Here is a 17828-nt window from a genome sequence, read left to right on the forward strand (position 1 = left end):
GACATGAACAGGCATTACTTAACAAAGATTGCTCCAGTAGATGCCAGAAAACACAAGCGCTTCAAATGCAAAGCCGCTGTGCGGCTTGCTTACAAAAAAACGCTCAAGCAGCCGATTTCATCGTGTCGTGCCGTTATGTTGGAGGTCTCGCAGGGAGGAGCGCTAATCAGCGTCTCTGCAGAAATAGCTGAACACTTTTACATCGTGATTGGCAACTTCGAGTACTCCATCGGTTGTGCCGTAAAACGAAGAGAAGAGAGTCTTCTCGCAGTCGAGTTCATAAAGGAACAACCTCGACGCATTGTTGAAGCCTTCGCTCTCCTGAGATTTCCGCTGGCACCGTTATTCAGTTTGAAGGGCCTTTTGCGAAATGAGCTGGTACAACCAGTTGGTAGCGCTCTGCGGTCGGAGTCGCCGGCTGAATAATCTTGATGTTCTCGGATCGGGGTATGGTCGACACTGCGATCATTGCCCAATGAAAAGGAAAGTCTGAGAGCTTTCCGACAGCGGCGGCTACGGCGCTCGGGCGACGATCTCCATCGAAGTCCGTTGGCCGGAAAGAGGACCAGGTGACCTGCCAAAGACGCTGCAACCTCACGGCGGTGGCAATCATTTCGGCTTGCTCCGGTTTGCCGCGTTCGCTTTCAATCTGGACCTATCGCCCGTAGCCTGCCTCCTGCTCGGCATGGCTCTGTAAGCCAGAGGACGACCGCAATGCTGATGATCCCGCTCAACACGCCGATCGAAATGATTGCCATCAATATGCGTAAGGCAATTGGACAAGTAAATTGTGTTCTTGGCCGGTCACAGCCTATTCAACCCCGAAACACATTAACTACCGGAAAACGCGTCTTGATAGAGGAAGTACTGGAACCAGACGGGTACGATGCGGGTTTATCGCCACCAACAGAATGGAAGACCCACATGAGCGATAAAGAGCAGGCGCCGATGGTGACGTTTAACAGGATCGATAAGAGTGCCTACTTTTCGTTCAACGGGCGACGGTATGAACTGCAGGGGAAGTACAACAGCCTCGATGACGCTCGACAAGTAGCGGAGAAGCAGTGCCGCGCCATGGGCTGGAACGGTTAATTCAAAATTAACCAAAGCCGAGCATCCTTTGTGCACTTTCCCCCAGGAAGTAGCTGGTATCTATCGGCCGCGCTCCCCAATGAGTGCGGCCTTCTTTTTGCGCTAACCGAGTAAATGAACGTGATACGCAATATCCGACAGAACACGACCATTCTCGAAGTCGTCTTCACCCACGAGGGCGTCGAGCGATATGTCCATAAACTTGCGGTATTGTCTGCAAGATCTGTTGGAGCCGGCATCGCAAAGGCAGTCCAACAGTTCCAAAATGAATGTCCCGGTGTCGCGCTTACTGATGGCGTCACCATCGCGCTTCGAAATGCGGACTTATCGTGAACTTCTTAAGCTGGTAAAAGACGGCCGATCGGGAACTTCGAGCGGTTTGCGAAGTTAGTGTTTCCTTAGGCGCAAAGGAAACCTCACATGAAAATCATAACTGCAATTGCCGCTGCAACGCTGTTGACTGTGGCGCTCTCTAGCTGCGGCAACACAATCCGCGGCATGGGCAAAGACACCGCCAATACGGTGGACGCTACACAGAACGCTGGCCACCGAGTGAACCGCGCAGCCTCGAACTAAGTGAGGCACAGATAGGGGGTGGGATTTATTCTGCACTCGCTACGCCTTTTGGCTGAATTGCATTAACCGCGGATCTCTTTATTCATCACTAGGTCGGGGCAGTAGAATAAGATGATCGAAACCCCTATATGCCAAAAGCCCGTCGCACCGGAATGCGACGGGCTTTTTTTGTCTAGGCCAGTTTGATGGCCGCATGTCTTTGCTTCCGGCATTTCCTCAACGAAGTGACCGCCAAGGCATCGGGACCGGAGCGAACGAAGCGCCGGCCAGTCGATCTTTCCGCACGTGGCCGTAGCTGCGTGCGGGTTCAGTCAGGTGGCCTGAAATGATCCATCGCGAAAACGCCGAGGCAACGCCGCGCATCATCGAGGACTTGATCAACCGCGTCGGGTCGATAGGCGGGGGTGCCGTCCTTATCTGCGCAACAAGCGCCCTCGGAAGGTTCACGCGATTTTGCACCTCGCCAAGCGATGGAATTGCGTGGTGACAGGCGGAGCTTTTTGCACTGGTCGAAGAATCTCGAACCAATCGAACTCGTCGTGAACATCATAAGGATCACGCCGGCTACAGCCGTCGCCTTCAACAGGTCGCTTGGAAGCAGCGCTGGACGGCCGAGCGTCGGCTGACTTGACGAGGAGCCGACGCCTGTCAACGTCTGGCAGCCGGCTAAAACGAAGACTACCGACCAAAACCTCTCGCATAATCAGGGCCGACTGATAGAGTTGGCTTTTCTCAACGAATGGGAGCAGCGACATCGCTAACGTTAGTAATCCAGACCATAACCCACGCCGCGTGACCGACATGGATGCCCTCATCGGAATGCGCCTCCGTGTCGCGCGCCTTTCTGCTGGGTTAAGTCAGACAGTCGTAGCCGACCATCTTGGGATCACATTTCAACAGGTTCAAAAATATGAACGTGGTGCAAACCGCATTGCAGCCACGACGCTCAACAACGTCGCCGCCCTCTTCGGGGTTTCGATCCTCTATTTCTTGGAAGAGGGATCGGGCGAAGGTCCGGGCGAGGAGGTTCTGCTGCGTCCGAAGTCTACAGACTTGGCCATGACCAAACGGGGCCAGCGTCTTCTGAGATATTTCGCAGCATCGCCGGACAAGGTTCAAGACGCGGTCTTCAGATTGCTTCAATCCACTGGAGGCGACGAAGGTGAACGCGACGACTGATTGGCGGATGGTTGATTTGTTACCGGAGAGGCCGGCGTCGGCCACGCCGGGCGCAGTCGTCCAGATCGACGAAATCGACCATCCCGTCTGCCTCTCGGTCTCCAGCGTGTCCAGTAGGATGCCATGAAAATCGACTGCCAGCCTTTGAATATGTCTACGTACTTATCGTCGGCTTTCTCGGAGACCGAGTACCGACGATGGGCATACCCTGATGCTAGCGCCTGATGGGCGTAGACATGCCCCAGTGCCGCACACCCATTCGATTCCGTCAGTGCAGACTCTGACGGACCGCAGCGTCTCTCATGGCGAGGTGTTCGGTAGACAGCGGGGCTTCTTCGCTTGCCCACACCAACATCGCAAGCGCGGCGATAGCCAGGTATCCCAGTTTGCTCGTTAACGCGCTACGCGCAGCTTGAGCACGGGTGCAGCCGGTCCTAGTTATCGAGTTCATTTTGTCGCGCTCGCTCCAGGTTCCTGCCAGGGAACTACCCCTTTATGCAAGTCGGTCCAATCCCCAGATATGGGCTGGACCGGCAGAGCGCCCCGGCTGTGGGCTCAGTCTTCCTAGATTCAAGAATTTCGAACAGCTGGAAAGGTCTGCATTCTGCAACACAGACCGAGATGCAGAGACGCCACTTCACCAATTTTGAGACGTTGCTTCCTAAAAATTGGACACGGATTGGTTCGAAATTCGAATTATTGACTATGCGGACAACTGAATAGCTGTCGACCACGACAATAAGAAATAGGAGTTTCAGTGGGTCTCAATGCTTGCTGTCGTCTGCGGGTCAACAAGATCGTGGCCAAAGGGGTTTGCAGCCACCAGAAGGGCTAAAATCAAGATCGCGGCTGACAAAGAGATCGCGGGAGATGTCATGCTGAACCCTAAGGGAGAGAAACGCGAACGCACTATCTATCGCGCTCTCGGACGATAGCTTCCAAGTGTCAAGCATTCGTAAAAGCCAAAGGGTTGCCGACCCATCGAAGTCCTTAGACGTGCTAACGATCGCAACTTTCAAGCCGACCAGATCTGGCGACGTTCGGTCCGAAAACAGCCTCGGAGTAGGGAGTCTCAGGCATCCAACCAACTAGATTAGCCGTGACCATGCGACGACAGCGGGACCGTTGGTCCCTTGCACGGGGTCAGTCTCGGGCAGATATAGGCGGGCTATCCGGGCGCAAACTGCCTTTGAAGGCGGTGAAGTTTGGATGTCCGCTTCTTGTCCACTGGGATAAGCGCCGACTACCTCAAAATCGTCACTAGCATCAATCCGCATGTGGCCTGTGCCGGCTGGGAGAAGAACACAATCTCCAGCGCTCAAGTCGATTTCGTTCCCATCAGGCCCGCCGATCAGCAGCTTGGCGTGGCCTTTGCCGACGCCTAGCACCTCATGCGCGCCCGAATGATAATGCTGGTAGTCAAACACACCGTTCCGCCACAGTCCCGTCCAGCCATGCGAAGCAAACAGTCTCGCAAACTCCTCCGATCCATCCTTGGTGATGAAGACGCCACGGTAAAGCAAAACGGGAAGGGAAGGGTTGTTAGGAACCCACGCGCTCGCGTCGAAGATCAGTTTTTCGATGTCCACTTGCTGCCTCCGGCCTCCGTGGCTGACAACCTTGCAATGGCTGTCGCCGCTTTGCCCCTTCGTGACGTTCAAAAAAGGTTCCACGCTGCAACGTCGGCCGCGATCCAGAATAATCCACTGACCTCAGCTGCGATCAGATATCCGGCTGTCCGATCGTTCATGCTCTCCTCATCACGCCCATATTGGGACAATGCAACATGTCGCGTGAAGGTTCCCACGTCTAGGTCCTTAGCGAGGCCTCGCTTTCGCTGTCGATGCACCAGGCTACCGCCTCAAGTCACTAGCGTTTTAGTAGAATTTTGAAACTGAAACGCACCCATATCGCGAGGGGGACAAGTGCAAACCGTAATCCCTGCATCACCGGCGTGGATCCAATCACTGGAGTGCACCGGCCTAGCTCGACTTGGCCGGCATGACCGAGACGGCCATCGGTCGTCACGCTTCAGCAATTCAAAAGAAAGCCCCGCTTGTGGCGGGGCGAGTCGCGAGAGTGACATAGCCGGCAGAGGAACAAGCCAGCGCTCCATAAACGCGGGTTGACCTGTATTGGTTCCTTGCGGGACCGTTCGACGAACATTCGGCAAAAAGAGTTGCTTCGAAAGTAGATAGGATCGCGCAAAAATTTGGCTCAGACCGCAGCCCAAACATCGTCAATGTGATAATGATTACGAGGACGCCCAAACCTCTAAAGACGTTCCGTATGCACACACTGCTGACCGAGATTTCCATGTGGTCGCTGGAGTGTCATTGCGGCTTTGCAAGGAGAGCCGGGGACATCCTTTGTCTTTCCAACCGGGCCAGCGGATCACTACGCCCGCCCCCCTATCGCCTTTTGCAAAGGAGTTGCCCATGCCTCCGCGTTCATGGGTGGAACGCGTCTCCAACGTTGTGCGATGGAGAGACCATGTCGAGGGAGGTCATTTTCCCGAGATGAAGCGCCCCGTGGAACTGGCAGAGGACACCGAACCCCATTTCGCGGACTGGGTCGAAGTGCGTAAAGACCTGCCTCGGGAGGTAGATTAAACACTATCGGTGTCCGGAATTGCGCCGATGCCCCGAGCGACAGCCGGAAAGTTCCCCGGGACAACACCGCGAGTTTGGTCCAGATCAGGTCAAATTCCCCTAAATCTCGAACGGGGCTAGGTCTTTCCCGCTCAACGTAACTGGAAAATATAAACCCAGAAATCATAGTTGCGTTGACTCTAATACATGGTCAGAGCCTCCATGCGCCGTCTCTAATGGAGGAGCGCAAGATGTCAGTAACGTTGAACACGTCTATATCCTGGAAGAATGCAGCACCCGACGATGCAACTATGCTGGATAGTCTACAACCCAACATCATAAAACCTCACGTTCGGGAGTTTTTGACCCTACTCTTTCTCCAATTCGACGATCAAGCAGGTTCGAAGAGCTTTCTCAAGACTTTATCGAATTCGATGATGAAATCGGCCAAGCAACACCTGGACGAAATCGAGGCGTTCAAGTCAACGCCGCCTGTGGCTGGAACACCCTATGTCGGCGTTGGTCTCACAAAGAAGGGCTACAACAAACTCGGAATAACCCAGACACCGGGCGACAGTCTCTTTGGTAGCGGGATGCAGATGTCCGAGCTAAACGATCCCGATGCCAGTACCTGGGACCCGTACTTTGGCGATGACATTCACGCCGTTGTCCTTATCGGAGATATGCTCAACGAGCCGAAGGTTGCTGCGCACGACCAAGTCGTCAACCTGATCAACAGCTCCTATGGCGTCAAAATTGTCGGCTCGCAGGATGGGTTGGGCCTGCACAACAACAACGGCCAAGGGATCGAGCATTTCGGCTATGTCGATGGACGCAGCCAGCCGCTCTTCCTCACAGAAGATATCGAGGGCGAGGAGAACGGGACAGATGGGACCGCAAACTGGAACCCCGACTTCCCGCTTGGCCAGGTCATCGTCGCTGATCCGGCGGCCCCCGATCCAACCGTGCATTTTGGAAGCTATTTCGTTTATCGCAAACTCGAGCAAAATGTTCGGCTCTTCAAGGAGGAAGAGGAGAAGCTGGCCGATCGGCTCTTCGGTGCAGAAAACGAAATAGCGGGAGCCATAGTTGTCGGCCGCTTTGAGGACGGCACCCCCGTCACCATGCAGTTCGAAGACGGAGTTGAATCTCCGGTGCCCAACAACTTCAACTATTTCAGCGACAAGAACGGCGCGAAGTGTCCGTTTTCCGGACATATCAGGAAAACCAATCCACGTGGGTCGGGCGGGTTCGAAGATCAGGATGGTGAACGCAAGCACCTAATGGCGCGACGCGGCCAGACCTATGGCGTCAGGACTGACAATCCGAATGACGGCCGGATTGACAACAAGCCGGACAAAAACGTCGGCCTTCTGTTTATGGCCTTTAACAGCGATATCGGCAACCAGTTCGAGTTCACGCAAAAGAACTGGGCGAATAACCCAGGTTTCCCACGGGTGCCGGCCGGCTTTCCTTCGCCCGGTGTCGACCCCGTTATCGGCCAGATGCCGAGTGACGGCCAACGCCCAGACATGGAGGGAGCGACTGAGTGGGGAAATCCCGCTTCCCTGATGACGACACCCGCTATGCCCCGCGCCGTCACCATGAAGGGTGGAGAATACTTCTTTATGCCGTCACTGGCCTTCCTTAGGGCCCTCTGAGGTAAGGAGGTCAGCAATCATCGCTGACCTCCTTTTTTCACCACGACTGCTGCGGTCTATCAAGGCACTCAACACAGCTCAATGCTGACAATAGGGCGATTTAAGCTAGGTGACCCAGGGCGCGGCATAAGCGTCGGCAACATTCTACTGGTCAAACTCGACAATGACCCCAGGTTTGACCATGCTGCTCAGCTCTTCGACGTCCCAATTCGTAAGCCGGACACAACCGTGAGAGCCGGCCTTGTCGATCAGTGACGGTTCTGGCGTACCGTGGATGCCGTAGGTCGGTTCTGAAAGATCGATCCAGACGGTGCCCACCGGGTTGTTAGGACCGCTCGGAAGTGTGAGTTTCGTCTTGTTCTTGCCTTGCTGAAAGTTGATTTTGGGATTGTAGACATATGGCGGATTGCGAGCCACGCCGTTGACCTTGTGCTTGCCTGAAGGGGAGGGATTATCCTCGCTGCCAATTGTCGCGGGATATATGGCCAGGACTTTGTCGTTCGCATCGTAGGCAACAAGCTCGCCTGCCTTGCGATGCGCCTCAATCCGCTTAACGTTTCCTGTTCGGGGAGCGCCGATTACGGCCACGGACAACGTTTCGCCAGGGACAAATTGCGCTGTCGGGTTCAGCGCATACATAAGGTCGACGTCCATATGGAAACGCTCAGCCAATTTTTCGGCGATGCTGGTGTACCCTAGATGGGTCATTTTTGCCTGTTCGGCGTAGTCTTTCGGAATCTCTGCAACGATGTCGTCGCCGTCATCAGGGGAAATGATGTAGGGCCCGACGACGCCCTTATCATCGGAAAGACGCGCTACAACGTCAGCGTCCAACTTCCCGTCGACCGGAAGTCCCTGCTGCATTTCGAATCCCGAGATGGCTTTCCGAACATTTGCGCCATCCAGTCCGTCAATGACCCCCGGAGATGCGCCAGCACGATCTAGCAACACCTGAAGGTGAATGGTCACGGGATCGGGCTGGTCGTTCGGCGCGCTTTCCTTGCTATTCTCAGACGAGAAGGATGAGAGATCAGCGTTATTAATCACCTCGCGCGATAAATCTTGAGCGTGAACTGCTCCCACCGACGCGAGGGAGATGACGGAGTTGAGAAGGAATGTTTTCATCATTCCGCCTAATGCTGCCAACCCCTCTGATGTTCCATCGTCGCTCACGATCACTGTCGTACGAACGCATGCATCCCATGCAGGTTGCTGCATCTGTTAGATTTTGAGGAGTAATGAAGTCTTGAAGCGATAATACGTCATCTCGATCGATCCTCGCATGTTGCCCATCGTGCAATCGAGCTTTTGTCCTCACTGCGACTTCTGACCTGTAATAATCTCAGCAAGGCTTACAAATTTCCCGGTCGGATAACGTCGAAGATAAGCTTCGATCATTTCCGGATTGCCGCTGTCGCGAACGCTTTCCCAAAACGACACCTCCACTGCGGGATCCTCGCTGGTCGTCGGGCCACGATCAAGGCGTGTCCGGGCGAGGTCGGCAAAGGTTCCGTTTGGATAGCGCTCAAGATAGATTCGAAGCTCTGCACCATCATCGTCGTCGCGGATCGACTCCCAGAACGCCACCTCGGCGGCGTCGCCCTCAACGATCATTGTCGCGTCCTTCGACGGCGAGTCGATGGATTTCGGCACTGACAGCATGGGGTCGTAGTCCGGGTCAAACAACACCTTAAATACGCGAACCGGCCGGGGAATGTTTTTGACGCTATGCTCCCCCATGTCCTCGAATTTGGCCGCGACCCGATCGCGGAGGTGATCGCGAACTCCCCTCGTCACACAGATTCCGCCAATCTCGGCTAAGCCCTCAAGGCGCGCCGCGATGTTGACACCATCGCCAAAAATGTCTCCATCCTTGACCATCACGTCTCCGATGTTGATGCCAATGCGGAAATTCATCTGATGATCTGGCGCCTCATCGGCGTTCGCGCGGCCGATGGCAAGCTGAATTGCTATCGCGCAGTTGAAAGCCTGGACGACGCTTGGAAATTCGGCAAGGACACTGTCGCCGGCCGTTCCGAATATCTGGCCGTTCGCACTTTCAATCAGCCCATCGACCACTGACCGATGGCTTGTGAGTATTGCAAGGGTTTGCTCTTCGTTGACATGCATCAGACGCGAGTAACCCTCGACGTCCGCGGCCAAAATCGCGGCGAGTTTTCGTTGCAGGGGTGGTGCTTCCAAGATCGATCCGATCCGACGGTTCGTGTTTTCAATAGAATGTGTAATCTCGCAAGGTTGTTCCGCGACATGGTCTAACGGCGATCTTTGCCCTAAAACGAATGTCCTTTAGCTGACAAGACCGGTTCCCCACGCTTGCACCAAACTCTGGCGCCTCTAGTTTCGAGATGAACAAGAACGCTGGAGAGATGCCGTGACGAAGATCGCAGTGATTGGAATGGGTGCGATGGGCAGTGCTGTGGCCAGGACACTGCTCTGCTCGGGCGCAGAGATCGTCACTCACCTTGAAGGTCGCTCGGCTCAAACACGAGAACGGGCGACGGCTTCGGGGATCAAGGACGCTGATCTAAAAGCACTGCTGGCGTCGGACATCATTATGTCCATCGTTCCGCCATCACAGGCATTGGCTGTAGCCGAACAGATAGGCAGGCTAGCGCGTGCAGAGAAGTCTGTCGGCGTCTTTATTGACTGCAACGCCGTGTCGCCAGAGACGGTGGCCAAGGTTGCTGATGCTTTCGATCAAAGCGGCACGATCGTGCTGGATGGCTGTATCATCGGTGGACCGCCGGAGCCGGGCAAGTACGGCCCACGCCTCTATGTCAGCGGGGCAGCCGGGCAGGTTGTCCCGGTCCTCGTGGAATACGGTCTCGATGCTCGTTTGATAGATAGCGGCTTGGGTGCAGCCTCTGCCCTGAAGATGAGCTATGCGGGCATCAACAAAGGCTTGATTGGATTGGCGACCACGATGCTCTTGGCTGCAGCAAAGAGCGGAGCTGACAGGGCGCTCATGTCCGAACTGGCTGAAAGCCAGCCCCAGCTTTTGGCGAAGCTTTCGACAAGCATTCCTGATATGTATCCGAAGGCTTATCGCTGGATGGCCGAGATGGAAGAGATCGCCGCCTTCCTCGGCGCGAATGCGCCTGGTGCAAGAGTATTTGATGGGATGGCGGCCGTTTTTCAGAAGATGGCGGTCGACAATTCGGGTGAGCAGGGACTGGCGGCATCTTTATCCGAAATGCTGGCGATGGGATCACCCGAGGGCAGTATCAATCGCTACGATGCACTCAGCAATGGGAACTTTGATGCCGGCAGCAACGGCCTCGGGGCCGTTCCGAGCGCTCGCCAACGGCAGGATGAGGCGGAACTGGAAGACGAATTAGAGGAGGGGCTCGAAGGCAGTTTCCCGGCCAGTGACCCTGTCTCGGCGACCGTCAGCAGCATCCCGAGCCGAGCCAGGGCTTCTGAGAACTGATAGATGCGGGCGATCCAAAGCAGTTGTCGTAGATCGCATCATCGATCTCGAGGCCGGTAGCAATGGCCCCGCAGACTGTTTGCGAGGTCGGCTGGCAGGACACCGCTCGCGATGGAGACGGACGATAGGCCCTCGATTGCGGCCCATCCATCGCCCGTTCAAAGAAGATTTCGCCCCCGATCAGGACTTGATCAATTCCTGTACCCGCTTCGTGTGTGTGCCTATGTCGAAAGACTTGGTGGTGACCTGCATGCCGGGTTCGAGATGACCACGCCCGAGAACCCCGGTTTCGGCATAGCCAGTCCATGAACATGACTTTGAGTTCGGGACGAAGCTCACACGCCGCGTCGGCGACCCGCCGGCCGTTCATTCCGTTCGGTAGCCCGACGTCTGTGATCAGGAGTTCAATCCTCACGTCCGGACGCAGCATCTTTAATCCTTCCGGACCGTCACCGGCATCCAACGTGCAATAGCCGGCGTCCTCGAGTACATCGACGACCAGCATTCGGACCAATGCCTCGTCGCCAATCACTAGTACGGTCTCTCCACTCTCGGACTGGAAGTCGCTAGGTTCCGCCTTTGCGGTGGCCGGACTGGCTTCCGCAGCCGCGTGACGAGGCAGGAAGATCGTAACGGTGGTCCCTTCCCCGACTGCGGAGTACTGGCTGACGATGGTTGGGAATACGCGATGGCCTGATGGTTATTCGGCGGCCCTGCTTCTATGTCGCTCGATCACCTCTCGCCATCGCATCACGTAACCATTGACCATTTCTCTATTCACTCCGGAAGCCAGCAATCGTTTTTCGAGATCGTTCGGGTTGAATTGGCCAAGGTCGGTTCGCTCTGGGTAGTGTTTGAGAGTGTACCGAAACATATCCTCCCAGCTGCGGCGAACTCCTATGGACTCGTCAGCCAAGTCTTCACGGCACAGATTAATGACCTCGATCAGCGTCACGATGTTCTCCAGTCCGCGGGTTGTTTTCACCAGTCTTGCTGGTGCCCGGTGACGCTGCAATCTCAGTCCATAGCGATGTTTGCTTCCTTCGCGGCGGCGATAAATGCAAGTCGCGCGTCTTCGTGTGGCACCCTGCGATCCATCGCTGCGAGGCAGATTTCCTGGGCGGCCCAGAAAGCCTTTCCGGAAGTGACTGGCCATCGCGAAATCAGAAGGTCAAATGCGGTCCGCGTGTTCGAAACAGGTATAAAACCCGATCGTGGTCTGATTTGCACTACAACTGTCTTGGACCAGCCCGCCAAAGTCATGAGAGTCCAATGTCTCCGATGTCGATATCAGTCCGTAACACGTTCGGCGAACATACGTTCCGGATCCGGAGGGAACATTAGGGACGGCCAGCCCTTAGACAGAGATTGAATGGAGATCGTTATGTCGGACAAGAGCACGAAGACCGTTACCGCAACTTTTCAGGCTCGCGAGGGTGCCGACCTCGCTATCGAACATATGGTCCAGCACGCGGGGCTAAACCGCGCCGATATTTTTGTGGAAGCCGGCGGCCACTCGAATAGCTCGGGAATAATACCAAACGGTGGCGATGCTCCCTCGGTAGACCACGGCACTAGAATGGATGCTGCGCTCGACGGCGAAATCATCGTCTCGGTAATGGTCAAAGCCGACCAGATACCGACCCTCCATCGCATCTTTGGCGACGCCGGCGCAATCCACGTTTCCAGTCGCTAGGGCTTCGCTGAAAGAAGGAGCGATCAGCGCGCTGCCGTTCTCATGGGAGAGTACGACGGCAGCGGCGGCAAATCTTCTGCCATGGTTGATCCACGCAACGCGGTGACTTGATGACTTTTTAATCAGGTTATGCGCTTTCTGCATGGCTGGGATCGCGCCTTAGCGCTGCAAAATTAGCCGGACCTCCATTACATAATAGCCATCGAGACAAACGAAGCGCCAAGGACTGGCAGCTGTGTTTCGAAAGCCCACGAAAGGGGATAGTCATGAACGTAGCACGCACTCTGAAGAACTGGCGCAAGTATCGTCAGACGGTCTCCGAACTGGGCCGCATGTCCAATCGCGAACTCCACGATCTCGGTATTGATCGCAGCGACATCCGCAACATCGCACGTGCTGCCTCTCTCTAACCGATAGCGGACAGCCAATTCTGGAGCGCCTGCCGATATTCGGCGGGCGCTTTTTCATTACTCACTGATGTTTCAAATCGGCTTCTCGTCGTACCGGAATTTCTGGCGATATGCCCTGCGCGGCCCAACCTATTCTTCCAACGCAAAGACATATCTTTATTTTTATTGACAACTTGAACCCGAACAGCTTGAGGACAGTTATGTTCGCAACCGTACAATCGGTTGAGTTGGCCTACGACGTAATCTCACAGAGAAGAAATGGCAGTGAACATTAAACCTATCGCCGTGGTTGTCGTAGAAGACGAGCCACTCCTGCGGATATCGATCGCCGGTGAGCTTGAGGACGAGGGCTTCCTTGTGTTCGAGGCGTCTAACGCGGACGAAGCCATTGCCATCATTCAGGCGAATCCTGCGATCCACGCTTTGTTCACCGACATCGATATGCCAGGCAGCATGGATGGGCTCAAGCTCGCCGCCTTCGTTCGCGACAGATGGCCGCCGATCAAGATCATTTTGACGTCTGGGCATCATGACCTGGCGGGCAGTGCGTTTGACATGGATGGAAAATTTCTTCCCAAGCCATACAAGGCCACTGAGGTGGCAAATCATATTCGGCAAATGACGGCGATCTGCTGAGGGGGAGGTGGACCGTCGACCGCCTCGGATCAATCGGTCGCCGATGCGGTGTTCGTCCGCTAATGGACGATGTCAAAGTTAATTGGCAGTGCTGACCGATGGGCCTATGTTGGATCGTCGGTCGGAATGCAATGGCAGCAACCGCTTGGGAGTTGGTACCAGCTCTCGCCCCTCTAACAGGGAGGGCGATCTATGTCGGAGCTATTCCGCGCGATTTCGTTCAATGATGACGTGACCCCGGTATTTGAGGCCATGGCTGAGTACTGTGGAACGCACGGCGTCACTCCGGACAGCATGGAGGGATGCTCCTTGGCATCGCGCCTCTTCGACCTTTTGCAGGCCGGATATACGACCAAAACCGAGTTGTTGGCTGCTTTGGGCGAGGCACGGCCATGTTAGTGGTTCGCACGATCCCCAACGCACCTCATCAATCTCTTCCCCCTATCATGGGGCAACCCATGAAACAGCAGCTGTTGATCTCATTCTTCGGGGCGGGAGTTTCGTCGGCAGGGTACCGAGCTCCGGACGACGACGGAGGCGGATTTTGAGGCATTCATTTTGCACCGTCCTGGGCGTCCGGTTTAGCAGATACCAACCCTAGCTCCCAGAAGCTGTCAGGTTTCAGAAACGTCGTCCCACAGTGAGGTTTCGACCTCCCGTTTAGGGAAAAGTCCTCGCATCCTCGAAATCCATCGTATTGGCTAGCCCGCCAATGCTCACCCGGAAGAGACGTCCACTCTGTACGGCGTCGGGCTAACGTGACACTTTGCGATCGACGCAACGAGGCGACGGGGGATTTCATGTTTGGGCTCCGAGGTATTTCTCTGGCAATTGTCAGTGCCTCACTCAGTATTTTTGCTTCACCCGCGCTGGCGCAGGTCAGCGACGACATCGTCGAGGCGACTACGGGGACCTGGCTCATCGCTTCCGCCGATGGTTCGCTCGGTTGCAGAGTGCAACTGTCAAAGGACAAGACGATCGGTGGATACGCGCTAACTGAAGAAAGTCCGTGCGGGCCGCCATATCATGACATGCTTGCTGCATGGGACTTTGCCGAACCTGGCATTGTCTTCCGCGATGCCACTCGGAAATCCGTACTCGGTTTCGAAGAACAGGAGGGCGGACCGTGGCGCACGCCGCTGGAGGTCGAGCCGGCGGTCTACTTGGTGCCCGAACCAGGCACAATGGAAAGAGTACCCACCAAGAACGCTGTTTCCGGAACTTGGGCTCTGTTGGATCGAGAAGGGAAGACGCTATGCCATGTCACCCTACTTGATATTCCAGCGGCGGGCTACGACGATGCCAACGCCCTTGAACTCTCCAAAGACTGCAATGCCACTGTCCGAAAGACCAAAATTACCTTTTGGCAGATTTCCGAGATTTATCTGTCCTTCTCCGCAGGAGAGGAATCGTCTTTCGGCTGGATGCCAGCTGCCGACGGCTTCGTGACCGATGATGGGAAGTACCGGCTTCAACGGGAGAAGAAGTAACGCAACAACCGGACGGCGCGGTGACGAATGCCTCGCCCAGGATGGCTAATCCATCCGCTGTGAACTCGCAAAAGGCGTCCCTAGAGGGTTTTAAGAAGCCGAAGAAGAGCAAGAATCTCTAAGGGCGTCCGCCGTTTGAAGGCGATGTACATCGGTTCCTCGTCGCCGTGGAACCTTCGTTTGAAGGCGGCTTGACCTTGGAGATTGAAAATATGGGTATTCACAGCACGGGAGTCGAAAGCACGCTTGAACAGGCTTCTCCAAAATCCACTTTCCAAAAATCCGCTTCGCCCGATGGCCGCAAGAGGCGAGAGGCCTAATGTCACAACAGCGCGTCCTTCCTCCCGAAAGCGGTCCGCCGCGAACTTAGTCAGCCCGATTTCGGCGTGGGATGTCGTCCCCGTGAACTTCCGCTTGAAGGCGGCGGTATATCCAGTCACGGCGCCATTACTGAAGAGCGGATCGAAATCGAGGATTGCGACAGGACGGTTGTCCGGATCAAGGATGAGAAAGCGGCGCATGTCTGGTGACAGGGCACTTAAAAAAGGCCTGTTGAGGAAGCACATTTCCCGCCGGTTGACGATTCGACCCGATCTCCAGTTTTCTGAAACGGCTTCGATCTGCTCTTGCGTGGTCTTCGTCCCATCGCATTCGACTATCGAGAAGCCTTTTTTGATAAGCCAGCGCTCAGAATAACGTACGGTCTCGTTTCGCTTGCCAGCGAAGTCATGGGTACCAAGTGTGAGACGGGTGTCCACGCCCATGCGATTGACGCGATAACCGAGCCCAGCCAGCACGGATGCCGTCTGCGCTCCGATCTGAACAAAACAGGGGCGACCTGCGGCTTTCACAAAACCTTCAATGTATCTACGTCTTTCGATCGGGGCGGCCACCGGATCACCAAGGACAAAGGTGTGGCCCATCTTGGTGGCGTAGGCCAAGTATCCGCTATCATCGCCGTAATGGCGCAGGTTTCCCTGAACCGCTGTCGAATAAGCTAAGGAGAAATCTCCATGTTTTCGACAGAGATCGAGCTTTTCTTCGTTGGGATATGGCGTGTTCGGAAGGTTAGCCACGCGGCGATCGAACACTGAATCGATGAAACTGCGAACACCCGGCATCTCGAACCCCCCCGCTGGAAGCCAGCATCCTAGCAGTGCCAGAGGCAACATGAGTTACCTAACGCGAATACTGTTTTAGGGGATTCTAAATGCGCTTTTGGCCGAACACTGTTGCTATTCGGCACGGGCGTGCGATGTTGTGTCATGGAATCCGATGACACAATCGAGAAGGCCGTGATCGTCGGGGGAGGACTCGCGGGACTGACCGCCGCGTACGAGCTCAAACGCGCAGGTATAGCTGCGCGTATCTTCGATAAAGATGATGAGATTGGTCAAACTTGGCTCGATCGCCATCCCCAGCTGTCTCTGAATACACACAGGAGCGTGTCCCACCTGCCGCGCTTGGAGTACCCCCGTGGAACGCCGGCCTTTCCACGAAGGACAGACGTAGCGGTTCATCTCCAGGAGTTCGCGCGACGGCACGATCTGTCGGTTGAGCACGGTGTGACGGTTTCAGACATTAGGCGAACTGACGACTGTTTCACAATGCAAATCAACGCCGCGTCGGTCCGGGCTCGGAACGTCGTCATCGCGACGGGCAGGGATCGCTACCCCGTCATGCCCATTTTGCAAGGGGGTGACGGCTACCGCGGCTTGCTGATCCACTCATCCCAATTCGGTGATGCCAAGCAGTACGAGGGAAAGCGGGTTCTGGTCATAGGCGGAGGCAATTCCGGTTTCGACGTCCTCAACCACCTTTCTAGGGTTCGTCCGGCCCAGACGTGGGTCTCAGTTCGTAGCGGCTCGACTATCCTACCGAAACGTTTGCATGGAATTGCAGTCCATCGATTGTCACCTTTGGTCGCCGCGCTGCCCTCGAAGGTCGCGGACGTTTCGATCGCCTTGACGCAGTTTTTGGCGTTCGGAAGCCTGGCGGACACAGGACTTCCAGCGGCCCACAAGGGTGCAGCGACGCGTCTCTCGAATGAACAAATCGCCATTCCTGTCGATGACGGGGCAATCCGCTCGATCAGGGACGGGCGGACGAAAGTCGTGTCGGAGGTCTTGGGATTTTCGGGAGACATGGTTTCCCTTGCGGACGGCACATCCATCGATCCAGAGATCATAATTGCCGCCACGGGATACGGCGCGGGCCTCGGAAGCCTAATTCCCGCCTTGGACGGAACGGAAGGGGTGAGTATTCGGCAGAGCAACGCCTACGAGGGCCTATGGTTTGTTGGTATGACACCGGGCCTAATCAGCTATTTTCACAATGTGCGGCGTGAGTCCCGTCAGATAGCCAATGCTATTCGCGCACGAAGATATCGTCAGTTCACCTAGACTTCGTCCGACGTGTTGTTGCATTCAAAACGGGATCGCCCGAGCGAATGCCGTGGCCTTGCAGCGCTTGCTGCTCCTTCAGCCTCTTCTAGTTGTCCGGTGGCGGACGAAACTCGCGTATTAAGCCTCGGTTAAGGTTCGTTAGCAAACATGAATATATATTTGCAAATGGAGGTTTGAATGTCGCAGGCTCATCTGATCGATCATCTTGAAGCAGCCAAGAAACTTGCCGAACTCAGCGATCAACCGTTCGTCGCCTACTTGATAAAGATGGCAAAGGACGCCGCGATTAAGGCGGAGTCCGAGCGAAGACGGGTCGCGTAGATGGCTCTATTGCAAGGCGCTTGTCTGCCAGGCAGCTCTGCCTCAGAACCTAGCGCAGCTTGGCCTCACGACGGCTACTGGCGATTGAGTGGCAGGACCAGCCGTTTCGAAATTGCCCCACTGTCAACAAGCTGACCTAGTCGCGGCGTTGGAAGGAACTATCCATGGTGGTCCCAGTTAGGGAGTCCCAAGTGCCGGTCAGTCTTTAGTGACCGGTTGGTGGCGCAGGAGTGGATCGTTGTCTGTGAGGTGTTCGCTTAACATGCTCACTCATTTCGATGTCCCTACGTCGAACCCCCCAACGACGATCAAAGGGAACG

18 protein-coding genes and 2 pseudogenes are annotated in these 17828 nt (G+C 55.5%); 12 read left to right on the plus strand and 8 right to left on the minus strand.

Features of this window, described 5'->3' with window-relative positions; genetic code table 11:
- Nucleotides 1–3 precede the first annotated feature (3 nt).
- The 4 genes from AC1DV9_RS26985 (at nucleotide 4) to AC1DV9_RS27000 (ending at nucleotide 2847) form a co-directional block, all read left to right on the plus strand.
- Entirely contained in the window at nucleotides 4–426 is a 423-nt protein-coding gene (locus tag AC1DV9_RS26985) for a hypothetical protein (protein WP_477950807.1), read from the plus strand.
- Between the two features lie 288 nt (nucleotides 427–714).
- Nucleotides 715–1092: a hypothetical protein gene (locus AC1DV9_RS26990; protein ID WP_477950809.1), complete on the plus strand. Its 378-nt coding sequence runs from the start codon at nucleotides 715–717 to the stop codon at nucleotides 1090–1092.
- A gap of 420 nt (nucleotides 1093–1512) precedes the next feature.
- On the plus strand, nucleotides 1513–1668 hold the full coding sequence (locus tag AC1DV9_RS26995) for an entericidin domain-containing protein (RefSeq protein ID WP_112390507.1): 156 nt from the start codon (nucleotides 1513–1515) through the stop codon (nucleotides 1666–1668).
- A gap of 801 nt (nucleotides 1669–2469) precedes the next feature.
- A complete protein-coding gene (locus tag AC1DV9_RS27000; RefSeq protein ID WP_477950811.1) occupies nucleotides 2470–2847 on the plus strand; it encodes a helix-turn-helix domain-containing protein in 378 nt (125 codons plus the stop codon).
- 1088 nt (nucleotides 2848–3935) lie between these two features.
- Here the strand turns inward: AC1DV9_RS27000 and AC1DV9_RS27005 are convergent.
- Nucleotides 3936–4436, minus strand: a complete 501-nt coding sequence (locus tag AC1DV9_RS27005; protein ID WP_477950812.1) for a cupin domain-containing protein — start codon at nucleotides 4434–4436, stop codon at nucleotides 3936–3938.
- A 1253-nt stretch (nucleotides 4437–5689) separates the two neighbouring features.
- Between AC1DV9_RS27005 and AC1DV9_RS27010 the strand changes: the two genes are divergently transcribed.
- Nucleotides 5690–7099, plus strand: coding sequence for a Dyp-type peroxidase (locus AC1DV9_RS27010; RefSeq protein WP_477950813.1), 1410 nt, complete (start codon nucleotides 5690–5692; stop codon nucleotides 7097–7099).
- Between the two features lie 144 nt (nucleotides 7100–7243).
- Here the strand turns inward: AC1DV9_RS27010 and AC1DV9_RS27015 are convergent, their stop codons facing one another.
- Together AC1DV9_RS27015 and AC1DV9_RS27020 are read right to left on the minus strand one after the other, a co-directional pair.
- On the minus strand, nucleotides 7244–8227 hold the full coding sequence (locus AC1DV9_RS27015; protein WP_477950933.1) for a L,D-transpeptidase family protein: 984 nt from the start codon (nucleotides 8225–8227) through the stop codon (nucleotides 7244–7246).
- Between the two features lie 186 nt (nucleotides 8228–8413).
- Entirely contained in the window at nucleotides 8414–9301 is an 888-nt protein-coding gene (locus tag AC1DV9_RS27020) for an adenylate/guanylate cyclase domain-containing protein (protein ID WP_477950815.1), read from the minus strand.
- A gap of 205 nt (nucleotides 9302–9506) precedes the next feature.
- Between AC1DV9_RS27020 and AC1DV9_RS27025 the strand changes: the two are divergent.
- A pseudogene (locus tag AC1DV9_RS27025) lies at nucleotides 9507–10250 on the plus strand (NAD(P)-dependent oxidoreductase); the annotation flags it as partial.
- A gap of 84 nt (nucleotides 10251–10334) precedes the next feature.
- A pseudogene (locus AC1DV9_RS27030) lies at nucleotides 10335–10550 on the plus strand (hypothetical protein); the annotation flags it as partial.
- Here AC1DV9_RS27030 and AC1DV9_RS27035 read toward each other — a convergent pair.
- The 4 genes from AC1DV9_RS27035 to AC1DV9_RS27050 form a co-directional block, all read right to left on the minus strand.
- Complete coding sequence (locus AC1DV9_RS27035) at nucleotides 10510–11055, minus strand: response regulator (RefSeq protein WP_477950817.1); 546 nt, start codon at nucleotides 11053–11055, stop codon at nucleotides 10510–10512. The pseudogene AC1DV9_RS27030 and the gene AC1DV9_RS27035 overlap by 41 nt on opposite strands.
- 195 nt (nucleotides 11056–11250) lie before the next feature.
- Entirely contained in the window at nucleotides 11251–11505 is a 255-nt protein-coding gene (locus tag AC1DV9_RS27040) for a hypothetical protein (protein ID WP_477950819.1), read from the minus strand.
- 62 nt (nucleotides 11506–11567) lie between these two features.
- Entirely contained in the window at nucleotides 11568–11813 is a 246-nt protein-coding gene (locus tag AC1DV9_RS27045) for a DUF982 domain-containing protein (RefSeq protein WP_112538823.1), read from the minus strand.
- Between the two features lie 214 nt (nucleotides 11814–12027).
- Entirely contained in the window at nucleotides 12028–12390 is a 363-nt protein-coding gene (locus AC1DV9_RS27050) for a hypothetical protein (protein WP_477950821.1), read from the minus strand.
- Between the two features lie 122 nt (nucleotides 12391–12512).
- Here AC1DV9_RS27050 and AC1DV9_RS27055 point away from each other — a divergent pair, with 122 nt between their 5' ends.
- The 3 genes from AC1DV9_RS27055 to AC1DV9_RS27065 all read left to right on the plus strand — a co-directional run bounded on the left by AC1DV9_RS27055 (nucleotide 12513) and on the right by AC1DV9_RS27065 (nucleotide 14782).
- Nucleotides 12513–12656: a DUF1127 domain-containing protein gene (locus AC1DV9_RS27055; RefSeq protein ID WP_112390516.1), complete on the plus strand. Its 144-nt coding sequence runs from the start codon at nucleotides 12513–12515 to the stop codon at nucleotides 12654–12656.
- A 258-nt stretch (nucleotides 12657–12914) separates the two neighbouring features.
- A complete protein-coding gene (locus AC1DV9_RS27060; protein WP_477950823.1) occupies nucleotides 12915–13292 on the plus strand; it encodes a response regulator in 378 nt (125 codons plus the stop codon).
- An 800-nt stretch (nucleotides 13293–14092) separates the two neighbouring features.
- On the plus strand, nucleotides 14093–14782 hold the full coding sequence (locus AC1DV9_RS27065) for an AprI/Inh family metalloprotease inhibitor (RefSeq protein WP_477950825.1): 690 nt from the start codon (nucleotides 14093–14095) through the stop codon (nucleotides 14780–14782).
- Nucleotides 14783–14862: 80 nt separating this feature from the next.
- Here AC1DV9_RS27065 and AC1DV9_RS27070 read toward each other — a convergent pair whose 3' ends face one another.
- Nucleotides 14863–15903, minus strand: coding sequence for a phosphatidylglycerol lysyltransferase domain-containing protein (locus AC1DV9_RS27070; protein ID WP_477950827.1), 1041 nt, complete (start codon nucleotides 15901–15903; stop codon nucleotides 14863–14865).
- 144 nt (nucleotides 15904–16047) lie between these two features.
- On the opposite strand from AC1DV9_RS27070, the gene AC1DV9_RS27075 reads away from it, so the two are divergent.
- On the plus strand, nucleotides 16048–17184 hold the full coding sequence (locus AC1DV9_RS27075; RefSeq protein ID WP_477950828.1) for a flavin-containing monooxygenase: 1137 nt from the start codon (nucleotides 16048–16050) through the stop codon (nucleotides 17182–17184).
- 180 nt (nucleotides 17185–17364) lie between these two features.
- Entirely contained in the window at nucleotides 17365–17508 is a 144-nt protein-coding gene (locus AC1DV9_RS27080; protein ID WP_162702755.1) for a hypothetical protein, read from the plus strand.
- The last annotated feature ends 320 nt before the right edge of the window (nucleotides 17509–17828 follow it).

The organism is Rhizobium sp. 01L410, from assembly GCF_056400165.1.